Here is an 18627-nt window from a genome sequence, read left to right as displayed (position 1 = left end):
TTTTTGTAAATTACCTATACTAAACTTCATTATATGATATCTAAAACTGTAGGATCTGTAGAAGAAGCCTTGAAAGGCGTAAAGGACGGAATGACCTTTATGTTAGGAGGCTTTGGACTCTGTGGAATCCCGGAAAATGCAATAAATGAGCTTGTACGCATAGGAATAAAGGATCTGACCTGTATTTCCAACAACGCTGGTGTAGATGATTTTGGACTTGGCCTGCTATTGCACAAGCATCAAGTAAAAAAAATGATTTCTTCTTATGTAGGTGAGAACGATGAATTTGAACGCCAAATGTTGAGCGGGGAACTCGATGTAGAATTAACGCCCCAAGGTACTTTAGCTGAAAAATGCAGGGCCGCCCAAGCTGGTTTCCCAGCCTTTTATACTCCTGCCGGTTATGGTACGGAAGTGGCCGAAGGAAAGGAGACCCGTGAGTTTAATGGTAAAATGTATGTACTAGAGGAAGCTTTTAAGGCCGATTTTGCCTTTGTAAAGGCATGGAAAGGGGATGAAGCCGGGAATCTTATTTTTAAGGGGACAGCAAGAAATTTCAATCCCTGCATGTGTGGGGCGGCAAAAATAACGGTAGCTGAGGTAGAGGAACTTTTGCCGGCCGGTGCCTTGGATCCGAACGAGATACATGTGCCCGGAATCTTTGTAAATAAAATATTTCAAGGGAAGGCCTACGAGAAAAGAATAGAGCAACGAACCGTAAGACAAAGATCATAGTTATGTTGGATAAAAACGGAATAGCAAAGCGAATTGCCAAGGAAGTTAAGGACGGATATTACGTTAATCTCGGGATTGGCATACCAACCTTGGTAGCCAATTTTGTAAGGGAAGACATAAGCGTAGAATTCCAAAGTGAGAACGGGGTATTGGGGATGGGCCCTTTTCCGTTTGAAGGAGAGGAAGATGCGGATATAATCAATGCAGGTAAACAGACCATAACCACCTTGCCGGGAGCCTCTTTTTTTGATTCTGCAACAAGTTTTGGAATGATCAGGGGGCAACATGTGGACCTGACTATTCTGGGCGCCATGGAAGTTTCTGAGAATGGGGATATCGCCAATTGGAAAATACCCGGAAAAATGGTAAAGGGTATGGGAGGAGCCATGGATCTGGTAGCTTCAGCGGAAAATATTATTGTTGCCATGATGCATACCAATAAGGCCGGGAAATCCAAATTGCTAAGAAAATGTTCCCTTCCATTAACTGGTGTGGGCTGTGTAAAAAAAATAGTGACCAATTTGGCGGTAATGGAAGTGACACCAAAAGGATTTAAATTATTGGAAACGGCACCGGGTATTAGTGTGGAAGATGTTAAAAAGGCAACCGAAGGCACCTTGATCATCGAAGGAGATATTCCGGAAATGGTGCTTTAAACCAATTCATGTAGGTAGTTCATCGGACAGACCTATTTTTTTATTTTTTTTGCCACATTTAGGATGATGTTCACAACAATAATTTTGATAATTCCATAAATCGAAATATATTTAGGGCGAACCTAAAAATTAAACCCCAAATTTAATTTTTGCCTAAATTTATCTTATGGACTTACAAATTAACCATTTGCCTGAAGAAGAAGTAATTTACATTGATCGTAGTGGTTTTTATAGAGGTGTACTAGCCTTGGTAAAAAAACTTTTCATGTTGTAAACTTCTTTTTAGAAAAAGATCAAAGAGCAATGTCCCTGACATTGCTCTTTTTTTATGCCTTATTTTCGTTATCTTCAATCCCCTTTTAAGCAATGCATTTTACCCAATGGAATTACGGCTTCAAAAATGTGATATGGATCAGTTGGACTTTCTTGTCAATCTATCGAGAAAGACCTTTATTGATGCGTTTGAAAAGGATAATAATCCAGAGGACTTTGAAAACTACCTCGATTTTGCCTTTAACCCCGATCGAATTGCCGATGAGGTTTTGAATGCGGATTCCGATTTTTATTTCGTGTATTTAAATAAAGAGGTGGTTGGGTATTTTAAATTGAATCAACTAGAAGCTCAAACCGATATAAAAGAGTTGAATTCGTTGGAGTTGGAACGCATTTATGTATTGAGTGAGTTTCAAGGAAAACAGATAGGTAGATGGATGCTGGAACAGGTGAAAGCTTTGGCAAAGGCTAAGAATAAGACCTTTGTTTGGTTAGGGGTTTGGGAACACAACACAAAAGCAATCGCCTTCTATGAAATTTACGGGTTCCGAAAATTTGGAACACACCCTTATTATATAGGAAAGGACAAGCAGACAGATTGGTTGATGCGCTGCGATATTGATCAATAATTACGAATTAAAAAGACAGAAAATATGAAAGGAGTGGTACTGGCGTTTATTTTTGGACTGATATATATATCAGTGAATGCCCAAGCATCTCACTATTTCCCATCTAAAAACAGTGTATGGGAGCAAAGAAGCCCAAAAGATTTCAAAATAAAAATTGAACTTTTAGAAGAGGCAGTCTCTTTTGCGCAGGCTAACGAATATAGCGGTTCAAAAGATTTACGTATCGCAATTCTTCAAGGGTTTAAAAGCGAACCATTCCACAAAATTTTGGGTCCAACCAAAAAACGTGGGGGACCGGTAGGTATGATCCTTAAAAACGGATATCTCATTAAGGGCTGGGGAGATACCAAAAGGGTAGATATGACCTTTAGTGTTACCAAAAGTTTTCTTTCTACAATGGCTGGCCTGGCCGTTGACAAGGGGTTAATCTCCCATGTGGATGATAAGGTTGGTGACTATATTTGGGATGGAACCTTTGACGGGCAGCACAATAGTAAAATTAGCTGGAGGCATTTGTTACAACAAAATTCTGACTGGTCTGGAGAACTTTGGGGAGGTAAGGATTGGGCAGATAGGCCGCCAAAAGAAGGGGGTCTTGACGATTGGAAATATAGAACCTTGCAGGAACCCGGTACGGTTATGGAATACAACGACGTACGTGTAAATGTACTGGCTTACGCCTTAACTCATGTTTGGCGGAAACCTTTGCCAATGGTGCTAAAAACGGAACTAATGGACAAGATAGATGCCAGTACCACATGGCGATGGTTTGGGTACGACCATGCGTGGACGGAAGTTGATGGAGTTCAAATGAAATCTGTCACTGGTGGCGGTCACTCGGGGGCGGGATTATTTATCAATACGGAAGATATGGCGCGGTTTGGTTTGCTGTTCCTGAACAATGGAAAATGGGGGAATGATCAGTTGATTAGTAAAAACTGGATCACGGATGCGATTACTCCTTCTGGCCCCAACCCAAATTATGGGTTTATGTGGTGGCTAAATACCAAGGGTGATAGGAATTGGAAACAGCTATCGGACAAAATCTACTATGCCGCAGGGTTTGGTGGTAATTTTATTGTAATTGATAAAAAGAACGATGTAGTTGTGGTGACGAGGTGGTTAGAACCCTCAATGATAGAAGAATTTATGGAAAAGGTGTATCTGGCATTAGATTAAATTTTAATAAGGATATCAATAGCTTTTAGTAGGGTATCATCTTTTTTGGCGAAACAGAATCGTAGCTGACGGTGGTCCGTTTGGTCCAAATTAAATCCTGATACAGGAATACTGGCTATTTTGTGGTCAATGGCGAGTCGCTTTGCAAAATCATCGTCTGGCTCATGGGTGATCTGACTATAGTCGAGCAACTGAAAGTAGGTTCCCTGGGCAGGGGAAAATGTAAATTTAGTTCCTTCCAACCCAGAAAGAAACAGATCTCTTTTTGCCTGGTAAAAGGCATTCAACTCTAAATAGTGCTCTGGATTTTTCAAATAGGAGGTCAATGCCTGCTGCAAAGGGTGGTTGGAACAAAAGACATTAAATTGGTGTACTTTTTGGAATTCGCGCATCAATTCCTCTGGGGCAACACAGTAACCCATCTTCCAACCCGTTATATGAAATGTTTTTCCAAAGGAAGCACAAACAAAGCTTCTAGAGGCCAAATCGGAAAAGGAACTTGCAGAATGGTGTCTCTTTCCATCAAAAATTATGTGTTCGTAAACTTCGTCACTCAAGAGAATGATAGCTGTGTTTTTCAAAATTTCCTGTAAAGTCAGCATGTCCTCTCTGGAGAAAACTTTTCCAGTGGGGTTATGGGGAGTATTGATGATGACCATCTTCGTGTTGGGAGTTATTTTTTTCCGGAAGTCTGACCAGTCCATTGTATAATCCTTGCCTTGTAGCTGCACGAAAACAGAAACACCTCCATTAACTTCAATAGCCGGCTCATAACAGTCATAGGCGGGTTTGATGACAATAACCTCGTCATTAGGGCGAATAAAGGCAGAGATAGCTGTATAAATGGCTTGTGTAGCTCCTGCGGTTACGGTAATCTCTGTTTCTGGATGATATTGGGCGCCATGAAGACTCTCGATTTTTTCAGCAATTACTTCCCTCAAGGGTAATATCCCTTGCATTGGTGCGTATTGGTTGTAATCGGCTTGCATTGCGTCGGCAGCCAATTTGATGAGTAGGGGATCTGGGGCAAAATTGGGGAACCCTTGTGAAAGGTTCAGAGCATTGTGCTCTGCTGCCAAATGGGACATGGTGGTGAAAATGGTTGTCCCCACCTTAGGTAGTTTGCTTGTAATGGTTGGCTTGAATGATTGCATAGGAATGGTTGTATTATAAAAGTAGGATAATTTGGCGATATCCTTGTGCTTAAGATTTGGGAAATTAGTATCCGCGATCTATGGATTTCAGATGTGAGATGACTCGTCCTAGGCATCCATCCAATTCTTTTTTAATTTCCTTTTCCCAGAACCTAAAGACTGTATAGCCCATGGTTTCCAAAGCGATATTTACTTCCCTATCCCGCTGTAGGTTGCGTTCTATTTTTGGAATCCAAAACTCCCTATTGGTCTTGATTTTATACTTTCGCTCTTCCCAATTGTAACCATGCCAGAATTCCCCGTCTATAAAGATGACAGTTTTGTATTTTTTAAGCACAATATCCGGCTTGCCTATGAGTTTTTTGTAATCTACCCGGTATCTGAATCCGGCAGCCCAAAGGGCCTTTCTAAATTGTAGTTCGGGCTTGGTATTTTTGCCCCGAATCTTGGCCATCATTTTAGAGCGTTCGGGAGTGGTGTAAAAACCGGATGCCTCGTTGAAACGAGGAACTATAATTCGTTCTTCATCATATATCTTGGACATGTTTAAAGATAAAGTATTTTTAAAACACAGGTACAAGAAAATATAAACCCCATCCCTTAAGAGGGATGGGGTTTGCTTCTGAAATAACAGAAAAATTTATTCTATAGGATTATCCTTTTATATTGGCACTTAGGTATTCCCTGTTCATCCTGGCGATGTTCTCCAGAGAAATTCCTTTTGGACATTCTACCTCACAGGCACCGGTGTTGGTGCAGTTACCAAAACCTTCCAGATCCATTTGGCGGACCATATTCTGAACCCTTTCTGTAGCTTCAACTTGTCCTTGAGGCAATAATGCAAACTGTGATACTTTTGCAGAGGTAAATAACATAGCACTTGCGTTTTTACAAGCAGCTACGCAGGCCCCACAACCAATACAGGCTGCAGCGTAAAAGGAGTCGTCTGCATTTTCTTTGTTGATAGGAATGGCATTGGCATCAACAGTGTTCCCTGAGGTGTTCACGGAAATGTATCCACCAGCTTGTTGTATCCTATCAAATGCGCTGCGATCTACGATCAAATCCTTAATCACAGGAAAAGCTTTGGCTCTGAACGGTTCAATAACAATAGTATCGCCGTCGTTGAATTTACGCATGTGCAATTGGCAGGTGGTCACCAAACGATCTGGACCATGTGGCTCTCCATTGATCTGCATGGAACAAGACCCACAAATACCTTCCCTACAATCATGGTCAAATTCTACAGGCTCTTCCCCTTTAGTAATAAGGTCTTCGTTCAGGATGTCCATCATTTCCAAGAAAGACATATCCCCATCGACACCATCGATAGGATAATCCTTAATTTGGCCTTTTGTGTTGGCATCTTTCTGACGCCATATTTTTAGATTCAGCTTCATAGCTTTTGCTTTGTTGTTAGTAGTTGGCAGTATAAACCACCATCAGCGGTAACCTATTTATAACTTCTAGTCTTCAATTCTATATTTTCGTATACCAAGTCTTCTTTGTGAAGAACAGCATCTTTTGGTTCGCCCTTGTATTCCCAGGCAGAAACAAACTTAAAGTTTTCATCGTCCCTTAGGGCTTCTCCTTCTGGAGTTTGATACTCTTCACGGAAGTGACCTCCACAGGACTCGTTTCTAGATAGGGCATCTTTTGCGAACAATTCTCCCAATTCCAAGAAATCTGCTACTCTACCAGCTTTTTCTAATTCCTGGTTTTTGGTTTCAGGACTTCCAGGGACACGCACATTTTCCCAGAAATCAGCTCTTAGGGCAGATATCTCGTCAATGGCCTCTTGAAGCTCTTTTGCGTTACGGGACATTCCACATTTGTTCCACATGATCTTACCTAATTTCTTGTGGTAATAATCAACAGAATGGGTACCCTTCCCTGCTTTTAATTTTGTTATTCTATCGCGCACTTCTTTCTCTGCTGCCTCAAATTCAGCAGAGTCGGTCGGAATTTTTCCAGTTCTAATATCTTTGGATAGGTAATCTCCGATTGTGTATGGCAATACAAAATATCCGTCTGCCAATCCTTGCATCAAGGCTGAAGCTCCTAATCTATTTGCTCCGTGATCGCTAAAGTTTGCCTCCCCGGCAGCATAACACCCTTCAATGGTAGTCTGTAGATTGTAATCAACCCAAAGTCCGCCCATAGTATAATGCACCGCAGGGTAAATTTTCATCGGTGTTTTGTATGGATTTTCATCCACAATCTTTTCGTACATCTGGAAAAGGTTACCGTATTTGGCCTCAACAACCTCTTCACCCAATTGACGGATGGTATTGTCATCGGCATCCTTTAATCCGGAAGTCAATGCTTTTTCCTTTCCATATCTCATGATTGCAGCAGCAAAATCCAAGTAAACGGCTTCTCCTGTTTTGTTCACACCAAAACCGGCGTCACAACGTTCTTTGGCTGCTCGTGAAGCCACATCGCGTGGAACAAGGTTACCAAAGGCCGGATATCTTCTTTCCAAGTAGTAATCCCTGTCTTCTTCCTTAAGTTCTATTGGTTTTAATTTTCCATTTCTAATGGCTTCGGCATCTTTCTTATGCTTTGGCACCCAGATACGCCCATCGTTACGCAATGATTCTGACATCAAGGTCAATTTTGACTGATGCTCTCCAGAAACCGGTATACAGGTAGGGTGGATTTGTGTGTAGCACGGGTTGGCAAAGAACGCTCCTCTTCGGTGTGCTCTCCATGCAGCCATTACGTTACTTCCCATAGCATTGGTGGAAAGGAAAAATACGTTCCCATATCCACCGGAGGCCAAAACTACTGCATGTGCAGAATGACGTTCAATTTCGCCGGTAACCAAGTTACGAGCAATAATTCCACGGGCCTTTCCATCGATCTTTACCAAATCCATCATTTCGTGACGGTTGAAAGATTGGATTTTTCCTCGGTTTATCTGTCTGTTCATTGCAGCATAAGCTCCAAGCAATAATTGTTGTCCGGTCTGCCCTTTGGCGTAAAAGGTACGTGACACCAGTACCCCACCAAAAGAACGGTTGTCCAACAGTCCACCATATTCGCGTGCAAAAGGAACCCCTTGTGCCACGCACTGATCAATTATATTTCCAGAAACTTCAGCCAATCGATAAACGTTGGCCTCACGGGAACGGTAATCTCCACCTTTTACAGTATCGTAAAACAAGCGGTAGTTACTATCACCATCTCCCTGATAGTTTTTTGCGGCATTAATACCTCCTTGGGCAGCAATGGAATGCGCTCTTCTTGGAGAATCCTGATAACAGAAAGTCTTTACGTTATAACCTAGCTCAGCCAAGGTTGCAGCGGCAGAGCCACCTGCAAGTCCTGTACCTACCACGATAACATCAATGTTCCGTTTGTTGGCAGGGTTGACAAGGTCAATTGCATTTTTATGTTTGGTCCATTTATCGGCCAAAGGGCCAGATGGAATTTTTGAATCCAATATTCCCATAATTAATGTGTAATTGGGTTAAAGTGATGGTATAAGGCGATGAAGGCAAACCCTAATGGGATTGCAATCGCATAGATCTTGGTGAACTTTTGAATGGCTGGAGTGTATTTGTTGTTTACCCCCATAGTTTGGAAGGAAGAGGCAAAGCCATGCAATAAATGTAATGCCAACAAACCGAAGGAAATCACATATAAAACCGTACGCCAAATCGGCTCGAATTTCTCTACCGTTTCCGCATAGTATCTCGTTGGGTCTTGGGGATTGCTCTCAATGTATTTGTAGGTCATTTCGTGTACCCAGAAATCATAAAAATGCAATGCTAAAAAGGCCAAGATAACAGCACCTGAAACAATCATATTTCGCGACACCCAAGGGGCGTTGGAGCTGCCGTTGTACTTTACGTACTTTACACCTCTTGCTCTGTTATTTTGGATTTCAAGAACAAAGCCCATAACAAAATGAACAATCACCCCGGCGATCAAGATCGGCTGAAGTAGATATTGCACCAGTGGATTGTAACCCATAAAGTGCGACCATTCGTTAAAAGTGTCGGGAGCAATTACCGAGGTAATGTTGATGGTAAAATGTTGCCCAAGAAATAAGACCAAAAAAAGGCCAGATAAAGCCATTACTACTTTTCTGGCGATAGATGATTTTGTCAAACCACTCATTAGTTATTAGTTTTAACGACAAATTTACAGTACAGGAGAGTTATTAACAAACTTTAGACGGTATTACTGCTATTATTTAGAACCAGTTTAAAGAACTTTTCAACAAGTTTAAGTTTTAGGGCGAAAACGATTTAGTTTTTTAAAAAATGTTGAACAAAAGCATAATTTAATTTTACATTTTTTTAACGATGTAGGAGTGGTTTTGTCGCTATCTTTTTTAAAAGATAATCCCATAACTTATGAACTAAACCTTGGGAAGACTTACTTTTGGAGATAGATTTAAGGCGCCAGGAAACAGTTCTGGTTATAGGATAAGGAAAAAGGATATGGAAATAGTTAAAGAAAATAAGGATATTGTAATAAAGGGGGAGCGCGTGGCTCCAGGACAACAGAAATTGTTACATATCAATATAGATCGACTCCCAACGGGAACGATGATCGACATCCCTATATACGTTTTCAATGGGAAAGAACCTGGACCAACCGTACTTATTCAGGCAGGGCTTCATGGAGATGAGATCAATGGAATTGAGATCGTGCGACGGATGTTGCACAAGAAATATTTCAAGGTGAAAAGAGGTGCAGTTTTAGTGGTACCTTTATTAAATGTCTTTGGATTTATACATTTTTCCCGTGATGTGCCGGACGGCAAGGATGTCAACAGAAGTTTTCCTGGAAGCAAAACGGGTTCTCTTGCCAGTAGGATAGCCCACCACTACACTTCAGAAATATTCCCACAAATCGATTATGGTATAGATCTTCACACCGGTGGTGCCCGCCATAACAACTTCCCTCAGGTACGGTATACGGAAGGAGACCAGGCCAGTAAGCAAATAGCGGATATCTTCAATGCCCCACTAACTTTTTCTTCCGAACTGATCAATAAATCTTTTCGAAAGGCCAGCTTTAGAAAGGGAATTCCAACGATTGTATATGAGGCAGGGGAAAGCATGCGTTTTGATGATTTTGCAATCAAACGGGGAATTCAAGGGATTCTAAACGTAATGATCAATTTTGAAATGATAGACAGGATCAATCCTTTGTTAAAAAAGCAAGAACGAAGCAAATATCTCTTATCCAAAAAATGGTTGCGGGCCCCAACGGCAGGGATGTTCATCCCAAAGGTGACCAATGGTTCTGAAATTTCAAAAGGACAGGTATTGGGCATCGTTGCCGATACCTTTGCCACTTATAACAAGGAAATAAAGGCACCCTACGATGGATTTGTATTTTGTATCAACAATCAGGCAGTGGTGAATCAAGGGGATGCCCTTTTTCATGTTGGGAGGTAAAACTTTAGAAGACTCTAATAATGTTATTGGAAGTAAGTGAAAACTGAAAATAAGTGGGAAAATGACAATTGTCTTGGACTAATCAATAATATTCTTTTCGTATTGGTTATGAATGGTTAAAATTACAAGGCCAAAAATGACTGCTGAGATGATCAAAATTGTATTTATAGCGCCATCAACCGAAAAGGAAAGCCGTATTAAAATGGTAGAAATGATAAATCCTGAATTTCGGATTACCTTGTGAAACCTGTCAGTGTAGAAGAAAGAAAACAGTAGTAAGATCACGTCTGTAATGATCAATATGGTGAAGAATTCATCAAAGAAAATGTTATTGATATTTTTGAAGGATATTGTGGGTTGTTCAATAGAATAGATAGTGCCATATGTCCAAAAGAAGAGGGTATACATTGCCACAGAAAGTAAAATGGGCACCAAAAAAACAGCAATCCATTTTTTCAGGTATATAAATCGATCAATATTTAAGGCCTGTCCTTCATCTTCCTCCCTAATGTATTTTTTCTTGCTTTGCACATAAAAAATATAAAGCAAATAAAAGAGTAATACGGAGGCCACAAGGTCATAGGTAAATTGAAGGTCACCTTTTATTTGGAACCAATCTGAAGAAAGTTCAAGGGTAGAAAGATCTTTGAAAAGTCGACGTATGATGATAAGGGTAATGATCTCATATTGTTTCCCTATGTACGTGGTAAAAGATCTGGGTAAATAATAGATTAGGAGATAAACTTCATAAATTAAAATAAACGAAAATGGGGTGTAGATTGCAGCAATGGGGTTTTTTAACAGATCGGAACCAGAAAAATTTTCGATCAGGCCAAAGTCTACCAAATAAATAATTGTCAAATGTACTAGAAAACTAAGTATTGCGATGGTGAGAATAACTTTTTCACTTCGCTCCTTGGTTCTGTCAGACAGCAATAGGTCGTATAGGCGTTTAAATGTAATTTTTCTTTCCATAAATTTTACCTATCTGAGCCAGATATTTTCTATAGTGCATAGATGTATTAAAGAAATAACTCTACCATTAACCATATTTGGGTAAGGTACGTTGCCAAATATTTTCCTTTTGAGAGCAATTTAAGATTTCAAAAATAAAGGGATCAAAAGAAATTTTAACTTCCTTTTGATCCCTATTTACCATAATTATTTGAGTTCAAAAGTCACCTTTTCCGTACTCCCGTTTCCAGAAACCTCTAGGGTGTATTTTCCTTTGGGCAGGTATGTCTTACCATTTCCTGCTTCTTTCAACTCCATTTTATTTTTCTTTAGAAATGCAGCTTTTCCAGCCTTGGAGAACGCCACGTCATAAGAGAGTACGTTAAAGCCTTTATCAGCTTGTATTTGAGCCTGACTCACCTCTATACCATCATCGGTCAAAACTTTGGACGTAAAATCACCAGATTTGGCTGTATAAAATGTAAGGTCTATTCCTGGGGTGCTGGGTTTGGACCATGAGCTCCAAGAGTTTCCCCATCTTTCGGAATGGTTGATATCCTCTACTTTGAAAACCACAAGATTTTTGTTCAGGTCACTTTCCTTCATCTGTTGTAAGTGCCCAATATCGGCCTTGTAAATACTTCGCCCATGGGTGCCAACCAACAAATGCTTCGCTTTTGCCTGTATTTTTAAATCGTGCACCGCGACCTTTGGAAGTCCTTCTGATAAAGCCTCCCAACTACCTCCTTGGTCAAAAGAGACATAAACTCCATTGTCGGTTCCTACATATAATATTTTTTCATTGGTCGGGTCTTCTATAATGACATTTACGGGAGACATCGGAATATTGTTTGCAATGTTTTTCCAAGTCTTCCCATAATCGTTGCTCATATAAACATAAGGGGTAAAGTCATCCCATCTGTATCCGTTCAGGGTGACATATGCCCTTTCCTTTTTGTGTTGTGAGGCAACCACTCTACTTACCCAAAGTTCAGCGGGTTTGTTGTTGCCGGTCGGATTTAAAAGCTCCCAGCTGTTGCCGCCATTTTGTGTTACTTGAACTAGTCCGTCGTCACTACCTGTATAGATCAATCCAAATTTAAAGGGAGATTCGGAAATGGTGGCTAAGGTACCGTAAGCTATGTTGCCTTTTTTGCCTCCATCGGTCAGGTCCCCAGAAATAGTTGCCCAATCATCGCCTTGGTTCATGGATCTGTGTAATTTGTTACCTCCCAGATATATGATATCCTGGTTATGTGGGGAAAGTAAAATTGGGGTCTGCCAATTAAAACGATAAGGGGTTTCCCCCAATTCGTGCTTGGGTTGAATATACGTTTGTTTGTCCTTTTCCAAATCCAATCTATAGTAGTTTCCAAACTGATATCCGGTATAGACTATGTTGTGGTTCCTGGAATCGATCTGCACCTGCATACCATCACCGCCCATAATCGATTTCCAAGGATATTGTCCATCTTGGTGCCACTCTGTGTTCTCTTGGGCATTATGGGCACCCACCCAAACGCCATTGTCCTGAAGTCCACCATATACGTTATACGGTTCTTCATTGTCCACATTGATATAGTAAAACTGCCCTACGAATGGGGTGTTGTTTTTGATCCAGTGAGCGCCATCGTCGTAAGAGATGTTTACACCTCCATCATTACCGTTCACAATATGTCCGGGCATATTTGGGTCGATCCAAATGGAGTGGTGGTCAGAATGCACGTTGTCCCCATTGATGGAAGTATATGTTTTTCCACCATCATCGGACTTTATAATAGGAACACCTGCCAAATACACCTTATCCTTATTGTTGGGATCAACGGCAATCTGTGCAAAATAATACCCGTAGCTATAAAATAGGTCGTCTATGTATTTTTCATTGCGCTTCTTCCAGGTTTTTCCTCCATCCTCACTTCTATAAACTTCGGCGCCTACCACAGGCGTATCAAACAACATGGAATTTGCATCCTCCAAATAATTGGCGATATCTATGGGTTTTACAGTACCGCTTTCTACCAATTGTTTAACGTTATTGGCACGGTATTTTTCTTGAAAACCATTGGTCTTTAAGAATTCATTCAATTTTTTGTCCTCCAATTTTAAGAAGGTTTCTACGCTCATGGTTTTAAAATCCTCTTTGCTCAGACCCTCGGATTTTTTTTCAGTTCCGTTGGTTTTATCACGTCTAAACTGACTGTCATGAACGGCGTAAACCGTGTTTTCATCAAAGACGGCCAAGCCTATTCTACCAACACCCTCGCCAGTCGGAAATCCGCTTTGGGGAGTGGAAATCTTGTTCCAAGTGGTTCCTCCATCTGTACTTTTATAAATTCCGGACCCATTGCCATTACCGATAAAATCCCATGCCTTCCTATCTTTTTCCCAGGAAGCTGCATATTGGATATTGAAATTATTCGGAGCCATGGCCACGTCTATGATCCCCGCATCCTTGGAAACAAAAAGGGTTTTGTTCCAGGTTTTGCCACCGTCCGTGGTTTTAAAAATTCCTCTGTCCTCGTTTGGCGAGTACAAATGTCCGGTAACACCAACCACTACTTCCTTTGGATTGGACGGGTTTAAGATTATTCTTCCGATATGGTGGGAATCCTCTAGGCCCATTTGTTGCCAGGACTTGCCCTTGTCGATGGACTTTAAAATTCCAATCCCGGCGTAGGATGATCTAGATGCATTATTTTCCCCGGTACCTACCCAAATAGTCCCGGTCTTCCAGTCAACAGCAATATCCCCCACATTTTGGGTCGGGCTATTGTCCATGATAGGGGTAAACGATGTGCCATTGTTATTGGTGTACCATAATCCACCAGATGCATATCCTACGTAAAATTCTGTTGGATTGCTAGGGTTGACATCAATATCAACCACGCGGCCACTCATAATGGAGGGGCCAATATTTTTGAAAGGAATGTTTTTCACCAATGAACTCGCGTCCATGGATTCCTTTTGCTGGAGGGCTTTTTGAATGTCAGCCTTTTGGGTTGGGGCTATTTGAGCGGTACCAATTACTGTGGATACCAAAATAAAGGATAAGAAGAAATTTTTCATTGATATAAAATGAGTTAGAGAATAGGGGGTAAGTTAAGCAATTTGTTCCATTGCCAAAAGTGTTTGTATGATAGGGTAATTTTGATGGGTCCAAAGCTGAGTATTGTATAAATAAAAGTTAAAGAAATTTAATTACAGGTCGCTTTTTTTTGATTGGATATTGATTTCGCTACTTTTGGGAAACTCGAAAAATTTGTGGAAATACCTAAAATAAAGAGGCTGTAAAAAGCACTTGTTTTTGAGAGTTCCATGTAACAAGAAATTAATCAAAATCAACAGATGAAATACGATCTAATTCCCAATTCATTATTTATTAAAAACCGCAAAAAGTTCATGGCCCAAATGAAGCCGAAGAGCATTGCTGTTTTCAATTCCAATGATGTATACCCTATAGGTGCAGATAGTACCTTGGCCTTTGAGCAACATCGTGATATTTTTTACCTAAGTGGTGCCGACCAGGAAGAAACCTTATTGCTTCTTTTTCCGGATGCCATGGACAAAAAGCACAGGGAAATATTATTTGTGACCGAGACCAATGACCATATCGCTGTGTGGGAGGGCGAAAAACTGACCAAGGAAAAAGCTACTGAAGTTTCGGGGATAGATACCGTGTATTGGTTGAGTGATTTCGACAAGATATTCTTTGACCTCATGACGGAGGCGGAAACGATTTATTTCAATACCAATGAGCATTACAGACAAGCTGTTGTTACCGAAACACGGGAAGACCGCTTCATTAAGAAATGTAAGGCAGATTTCCCAGCCCACCAATGGGCAAAGAGCAATCCTATTTTGCAGGAGATCAGAGGTATTAAGGAGCCAGAAGAACTGGATATAATGCAAACGGCCTGCAATATCACTGAGAAGGGCTTTAGGAGATTGTTGGGGTTTGTAAAACCTGGTGTCTGGGAATACGAGATTCAGGCGGAGTTGATGCACGAGTTTTTGAGGAATAAATCCAAGGGCTTTGCTTACACTCCTATCATCGCATCTGGGAACAATGCCAATGTGCTGCACTATGTGGTCAACAACCAACAGTGTAAGGATGGGGATTTGTTATTGATGGATGTTGCGGCGGAATATGCCAATTATTCCAGTGATCTAAGCAGGACCATCCCTGTGAATAGAAAGTTTACTGCACGTCAGAAAGCGGTTTATGAAGCTGTGCTCAGGGTAAAAAATGAGGCGACCAAAATGTTGGTGCCGGGCACGATCTGGGCAGAATACCACAAGGAGGTGGGGCAACTGATGACCTCGGAGCTTCTTGGTTTGGGCTTGTTGGACAAGGCCGATGTGCAAAATGAAAATAAGGACTGGCCGGCATACAAAAAGTATTTTATGCACGGTACCAGTCACCATATTGGGTTGAACACGCATGATTATGGATTATTAAAGACCCCAATGAAGGCAAACATGGTCTTTACGGTGGAACCCGGAATTTATATTCCTAAAGAAGGTTTTGGAATACGATTGGAAGATGATGTGGTGATCCAAGAAAAAGGTGAGCCTTTCAATTTAATGGGAAATATCCCGATTGAAGTTGAAGAAATTGAGTCGTTGATGAATCAATAATACCTTAGTGCCGAGAACTGTTCTCAAAAAGGCATTGAACAATATCTTAAAAAGAGGGGCTATTTAATGCCCCTCTTTTTTATATAATTTATTGATTCCCTTTTGTTTTTGTAGACTTTTGTTCAATAAGATTCGCAATTATAAAAGTTGCAAAGGCGGGCAATACCCATCCCAGGCTATAGTCGCTCAATGGGATAAAGGGGTTTATCTTTTCCATATAGCTCCCAAGGCTGATGCTGTTCATAAAATCGGGGATGCTAAAAATGGTGGTCATTAAAATTACTGCCCTAAAAACAAAGGCCGTCGCCCATTTCTCCCGAACGACGTTCAATAAGATCAGGACTATGGTAATTGGGTATATGAACATAAGGGCTGGTAAGGCCACGGCGATAATGTACGCTACATCAAACTGTCCCATAAGCACCCCCAGTAGACAACCGATAACGGCTGTGATGGTATAGGCCGACTGTGATTCTTTAAACCTCGATTTCATAAAGTCGGCCGTACCCGTTACGACGCCTACTGCAGTAGTAAAACAAGCCAAGCTAACCAAAAGGCTTAAAAACAAATTAGCTGTGCCGCCTAGGGTATTTGTGCTTATCCCGGTCAGTAATGCCACCCTGGTAATTTCAGGATCAAACCTATTAAACATGAGGGCGCCAGATAAGATAAGTCCAGCGTAGATTAGAAAAAGGGATAGCCCTCCCAACCACCCTGCTCGGCGGATAAGACTTTTTTTCTCAGCATAAGAACCTGTACTTTTTAAATTGATGGAGACAATGATCACTCCACCTACCACTACTGCGCCTATGGCATCAAAAGTCTGGTAACCTTCGAGGATGGCATCGGTAAAAGGACTTTTAAACTGGGAAACCCCAAAATTGAAATCTTCATAAAATAGGGTGGTGCCTATAATCAACAATAAGATCAAAATAATGGCCGGGGTCAGGATTTTGCCCAAAATGTCCAATAACTTGGACCTGTTGATCACAAAAAGAAAAACTAAGGCAAAGTATATAATACTGGTTAGGAGATAGGGGGTTTCAAAAAAAGGTTGAATGGCGATCTCATGGGTCACCGAGGCTGTCCTTGGCGATGGCAAACTAACGGAAATGGCGTATATAATAACAGAATAGACCAAGCTGAAGGTTGGGGACACTTTTTTGCCAAAATCGAAGATGGTTCCCTGTAGTTTTGCGTGTGCCAAAATTCCCATGATGGGGATGAGCACAGCGGAGATACAAAACCCAAGGGTCACCAACCACCATAGGTTTCCGGATTTAAATCCCAATAATGGCGGTAATATTAAATTTCCCGCACCAAAAAACAAGGAAAAAAGGGCAAAGGCGGTGATTAGGGTTTCTTTGGTCTTATTCATATTTGGTAAAAAAAATCGAGCGAAAGATAGTGGAAAATCACATACGGCAAAACGTGTATTTCATCGGGTTAAAATATGAAGGTTCGAGAAAAAAGGTTACGTTCATCGAAAAAAGTAAAAAAAAACATCCAATTCACCCAATATTAACGTATCTAATAGCGTTGTTAAATGAAAGCAGTTCAATGAGTTGCTATTACCCCGAAGAAACCTAGTCTAACTTTTGCATTTAAGGTCCCCAAACCGAACCAATGCGCACCTAAAAACCTACATTATGAAAAAAGTATTTTCTAACTACGGCACAAAGCTCAGCTCCTTTTGCTGCGGCATTTTTGGACATCACTACGCGGTATCAAAAAGAGTTACCTTCCACATTAAGGAGTACAAATGTATCCACTGTCAAAAGGAAGTGACCACAGATGTTAGTGGCAATCTTTCTAGATTGACCCCTGAACGACAGGATATCAATAATACCCTTGAACATTTATATCAGAAAAAACATAGGACTACCACGCAACAAGTTGCCTAGTTAGTCATTGGAAAAGGAGTTCCAGCCCTGAGCGGTTAAAGGAATTTTTGAATTATTCCTGGAGATTAAATGTGCCCCTTCGTTTTGATCTGTCATGTGCCCCACGACGGTTAAATTGGGATTGCCTTTTATTTTCAGGAATTCTTTTTGGTCTATGGTGAACAATAGCTCGTAGTCCTCGCCTCCGCTGAGCGCTACCAAAGTGCTGTCTATATTAAATTCTTCACAGGCGGCTATTACAGTTGGATCCAAAGGAATCTTGTCTTCGAACAAATTACACCCTACCCCACTCTGTTTGCATAGATGCAATATTTCCGATGATAGACCGTCACTGATGTCGATCATGGAAGTAGGCTTTACATCCAGTGTCTTCAAAAGTTCTATAATATCCCTTCTTGCTTCTGGTTTTAATTGACGCTCCACAATGTACGTATACATGGAAAGGTCCGGATTGCTGTTCGGGTTCACTTTAAAAACCTCCTTTTCACGCTCCAAGACCTGAAGTCCGCAATATGCGGCTCCCAAATCTCCAGAAACTACCAATAGGTCGTTGGGTTTTGCCCCATTTCTGTAGGCAATATCTTCTTCTATTACCTCCCCAATGGCGGTGATGCTGATCAACATCCCCTTGGTAGAGGAAGTAGTGTCCCCTCCCACAACATCTACGTTGTAGATTTCCGAGGCCAAGGCCACGCCGCTATAAAATTCTTCTAGGGCTTCTAAAGGGAAACGGTTGGAAACGGCAATAGAAACCGTAACCTGTGTCGCCTTGGCATTCATGGCATAAATATCGGATAGGTTTACCATCACGGATTTATAACCCAAATGCTTTAGCGGCATATAGCTGAGATCAAAATGGACCCCTTCAATCAATAAATCGGTGGAAATGACGGCCTTCTTTTCTTTAAAGTCCAAAACTGCGGCATCATCGCCGATGCCTTTAATGGAGGATTCATTTTTTAGGGTGAAATTTTTGGTCAGATGTTCTATCAAACCAAATTCCCCTAAAGACTCCAATGATGTGTTTTCTGTGTTTTTATTTTCAAGCATGCTGCAAAAATAAGAAGGATATGTCTGATTAATAT

The 18627-nt window shown here is 41.0% G+C and carries 16 protein-coding genes; 7 read left to right on the top strand and 9 right to left on the bottom strand.

Going from position 1 to position 18627, the window contains the following annotated elements:
* Window positions 1-33 precede the first annotated feature (33 nt).
* The 4 genes from SB49_RS11660 (at window position 34) to SB49_RS11645 (ending at window position 3472) form a co-directional block, all read left to right on the top strand.
* Window positions 34-735 carry a CoA transferase subunit A gene (locus SB49_RS11660; protein WP_062056787.1) on the top strand — a complete coding sequence of 234 codons (702 nt, stop codon included), beginning with the start codon at window positions 34-36 and terminating at the stop codon, window positions 733-735.
* Between the two features lie 2 nt (window positions 736-737).
* Complete coding sequence (locus SB49_RS11655; RefSeq protein ID WP_062056785.1) at window positions 738-1391, top strand: CoA transferase subunit B; 654 nt, start codon at window positions 738-740, stop codon at window positions 1389-1391.
* A 407-nt stretch (window positions 1392-1798) separates the two neighbouring features.
* A complete protein-coding gene (locus tag SB49_RS11650; RefSeq protein ID WP_235537745.1) occupies window positions 1799-2293 on the top strand; it encodes a GNAT family N-acetyltransferase in 495 nt (164 codons plus the stop codon).
* A 24-nt stretch (window positions 2294-2317) separates the two neighbouring features.
* Entirely contained in the window at window positions 2318-3472 is a 1155-nt protein-coding gene (locus SB49_RS11645; protein ID WP_062056781.1) for a serine hydrolase domain-containing protein, read from the top strand.
* On the opposite strand, the gene SB49_RS11640 is transcribed toward SB49_RS11645, so the two are convergent.
* The 5 genes from SB49_RS11640 to SB49_RS11620 form a co-directional block, all read right to left on the bottom strand.
* The gene (locus SB49_RS11640) at window positions 3469-4626 is read right to left on the bottom strand and encodes a methionine aminotransferase (protein ID WP_062056780.1); all 1158 of its coding nucleotides are present in this window, start codon (window positions 4624-4626) and stop codon (window positions 3469-3471) included. The two genes, SB49_RS11645 and SB49_RS11640, sit on opposite strands and share 4 nt — an antisense overlap.
* A gap of 64 nt (window positions 4627-4690) precedes the next feature.
* Window positions 4691-5170: a very short patch repair endonuclease gene (locus SB49_RS11635; protein ID WP_062056778.1), complete on the bottom strand. Its 480-nt coding sequence runs from the start codon at window positions 5168-5170 to the stop codon at window positions 4691-4693.
* 109 nt (window positions 5171-5279) lie between these two features.
* Entirely contained in the window at window positions 5280-6026 is a 747-nt protein-coding gene (locus tag SB49_RS11630) for a succinate dehydrogenase/fumarate reductase iron-sulfur subunit (protein WP_062056776.1), read from the bottom strand.
* 53 nt (window positions 6027-6079) lie between these two features.
* Complete coding sequence (locus tag SB49_RS11625) at window positions 6080-8083, bottom strand: fumarate reductase/succinate dehydrogenase flavoprotein subunit (protein WP_062056774.1); 2004 nt, start codon at window positions 8081-8083, stop codon at window positions 6080-6082.
* A 2-nt stretch (window positions 8084-8085) separates the two neighbouring features.
* The gene (locus SB49_RS11620; RefSeq protein WP_062056772.1) at window positions 8086-8754 is read right to left on the bottom strand and encodes a succinate dehydrogenase cytochrome b subunit; all 669 of its coding nucleotides are present in this window, start codon (window positions 8752-8754) and stop codon (window positions 8086-8088) included.
* 251 nt (window positions 8755-9005) lie between these two features.
* On the opposite strand from SB49_RS11620, the gene SB49_RS11615 reads away from it, so the two are divergent.
* Complete coding sequence (locus SB49_RS11615) at window positions 9006-10046, top strand: succinylglutamate desuccinylase/aspartoacylase family protein (protein ID WP_235537744.1); 1041 nt, start codon at window positions 9006-9008, stop codon at window positions 10044-10046.
* A 78-nt stretch (window positions 10047-10124) separates the two neighbouring features.
* On the opposite strand, the gene SB49_RS11610 is transcribed toward SB49_RS11615, so the two are convergent.
* Entirely contained in the window at window positions 10125-11021 is an 897-nt protein-coding gene (locus SB49_RS11610) for a hypothetical protein (RefSeq protein ID WP_062056770.1), read from the bottom strand.
* 186 nt (window positions 11022-11207) lie between these two features.
* Complete coding sequence (locus SB49_RS11605) at window positions 11208-14066, bottom strand: glycosyl hydrolase (protein ID WP_062056769.1); 2859 nt, start codon at window positions 14064-14066, stop codon at window positions 11208-11210.
* A 279-nt stretch (window positions 14067-14345) separates the two neighbouring features.
* On the opposite strand from SB49_RS11605, the gene SB49_RS11600 reads away from it, so the two are divergent.
* Window positions 14346-15638, top strand: a complete 1293-nt coding sequence (locus SB49_RS11600; protein WP_062056767.1) for an aminopeptidase P family protein — start codon at window positions 14346-14348, stop codon at window positions 15636-15638.
* A gap of 88 nt (window positions 15639-15726) precedes the next feature.
* Here the strand turns inward: SB49_RS11600 and brnQ are convergent, their stop codons facing one another.
* On the bottom strand, window positions 15727-17016 hold the full coding sequence (gene brnQ, locus SB49_RS11595; protein ID WP_062056765.1) for a branched-chain amino acid transport system II carrier protein: 1290 nt from the start codon (window positions 17014-17016) through the stop codon (window positions 15727-15729).
* A gap of 271 nt (window positions 17017-17287) precedes the next feature.
* On the opposite strand from brnQ, the gene SB49_RS15900 reads away from it, so the two are divergent.
* Entirely contained in the window at window positions 17288-17542 is a 255-nt protein-coding gene (locus SB49_RS15900; protein WP_082591162.1) for a hypothetical protein, read from the top strand.
* On the opposite strand, the gene thiL is transcribed toward SB49_RS15900, so the two are convergent.
* Window positions 17543-18592, bottom strand: a complete 1050-nt coding sequence (thiL, locus tag SB49_RS11590) for a thiamine-phosphate kinase (RefSeq protein ID WP_062059138.1) — start codon at window positions 18590-18592, stop codon at window positions 17543-17545. It lies immediately after the preceding gene.
* Window positions 18593-18627 lie beyond the last annotated feature (35 nt).

Origin of the sequence: Sediminicola sp. YIK13 (assembly GCF_001430825.1) — a bacterium.
Classification (GTDB): domain Bacteria; phylum Bacteroidota; class Bacteroidia; order Flavobacteriales; family Flavobacteriaceae; genus Sediminicola.
Note: the sequence above shows the minus strand (reverse complement) of the source record. Positions and strands in the feature narration are given on the sequence as shown.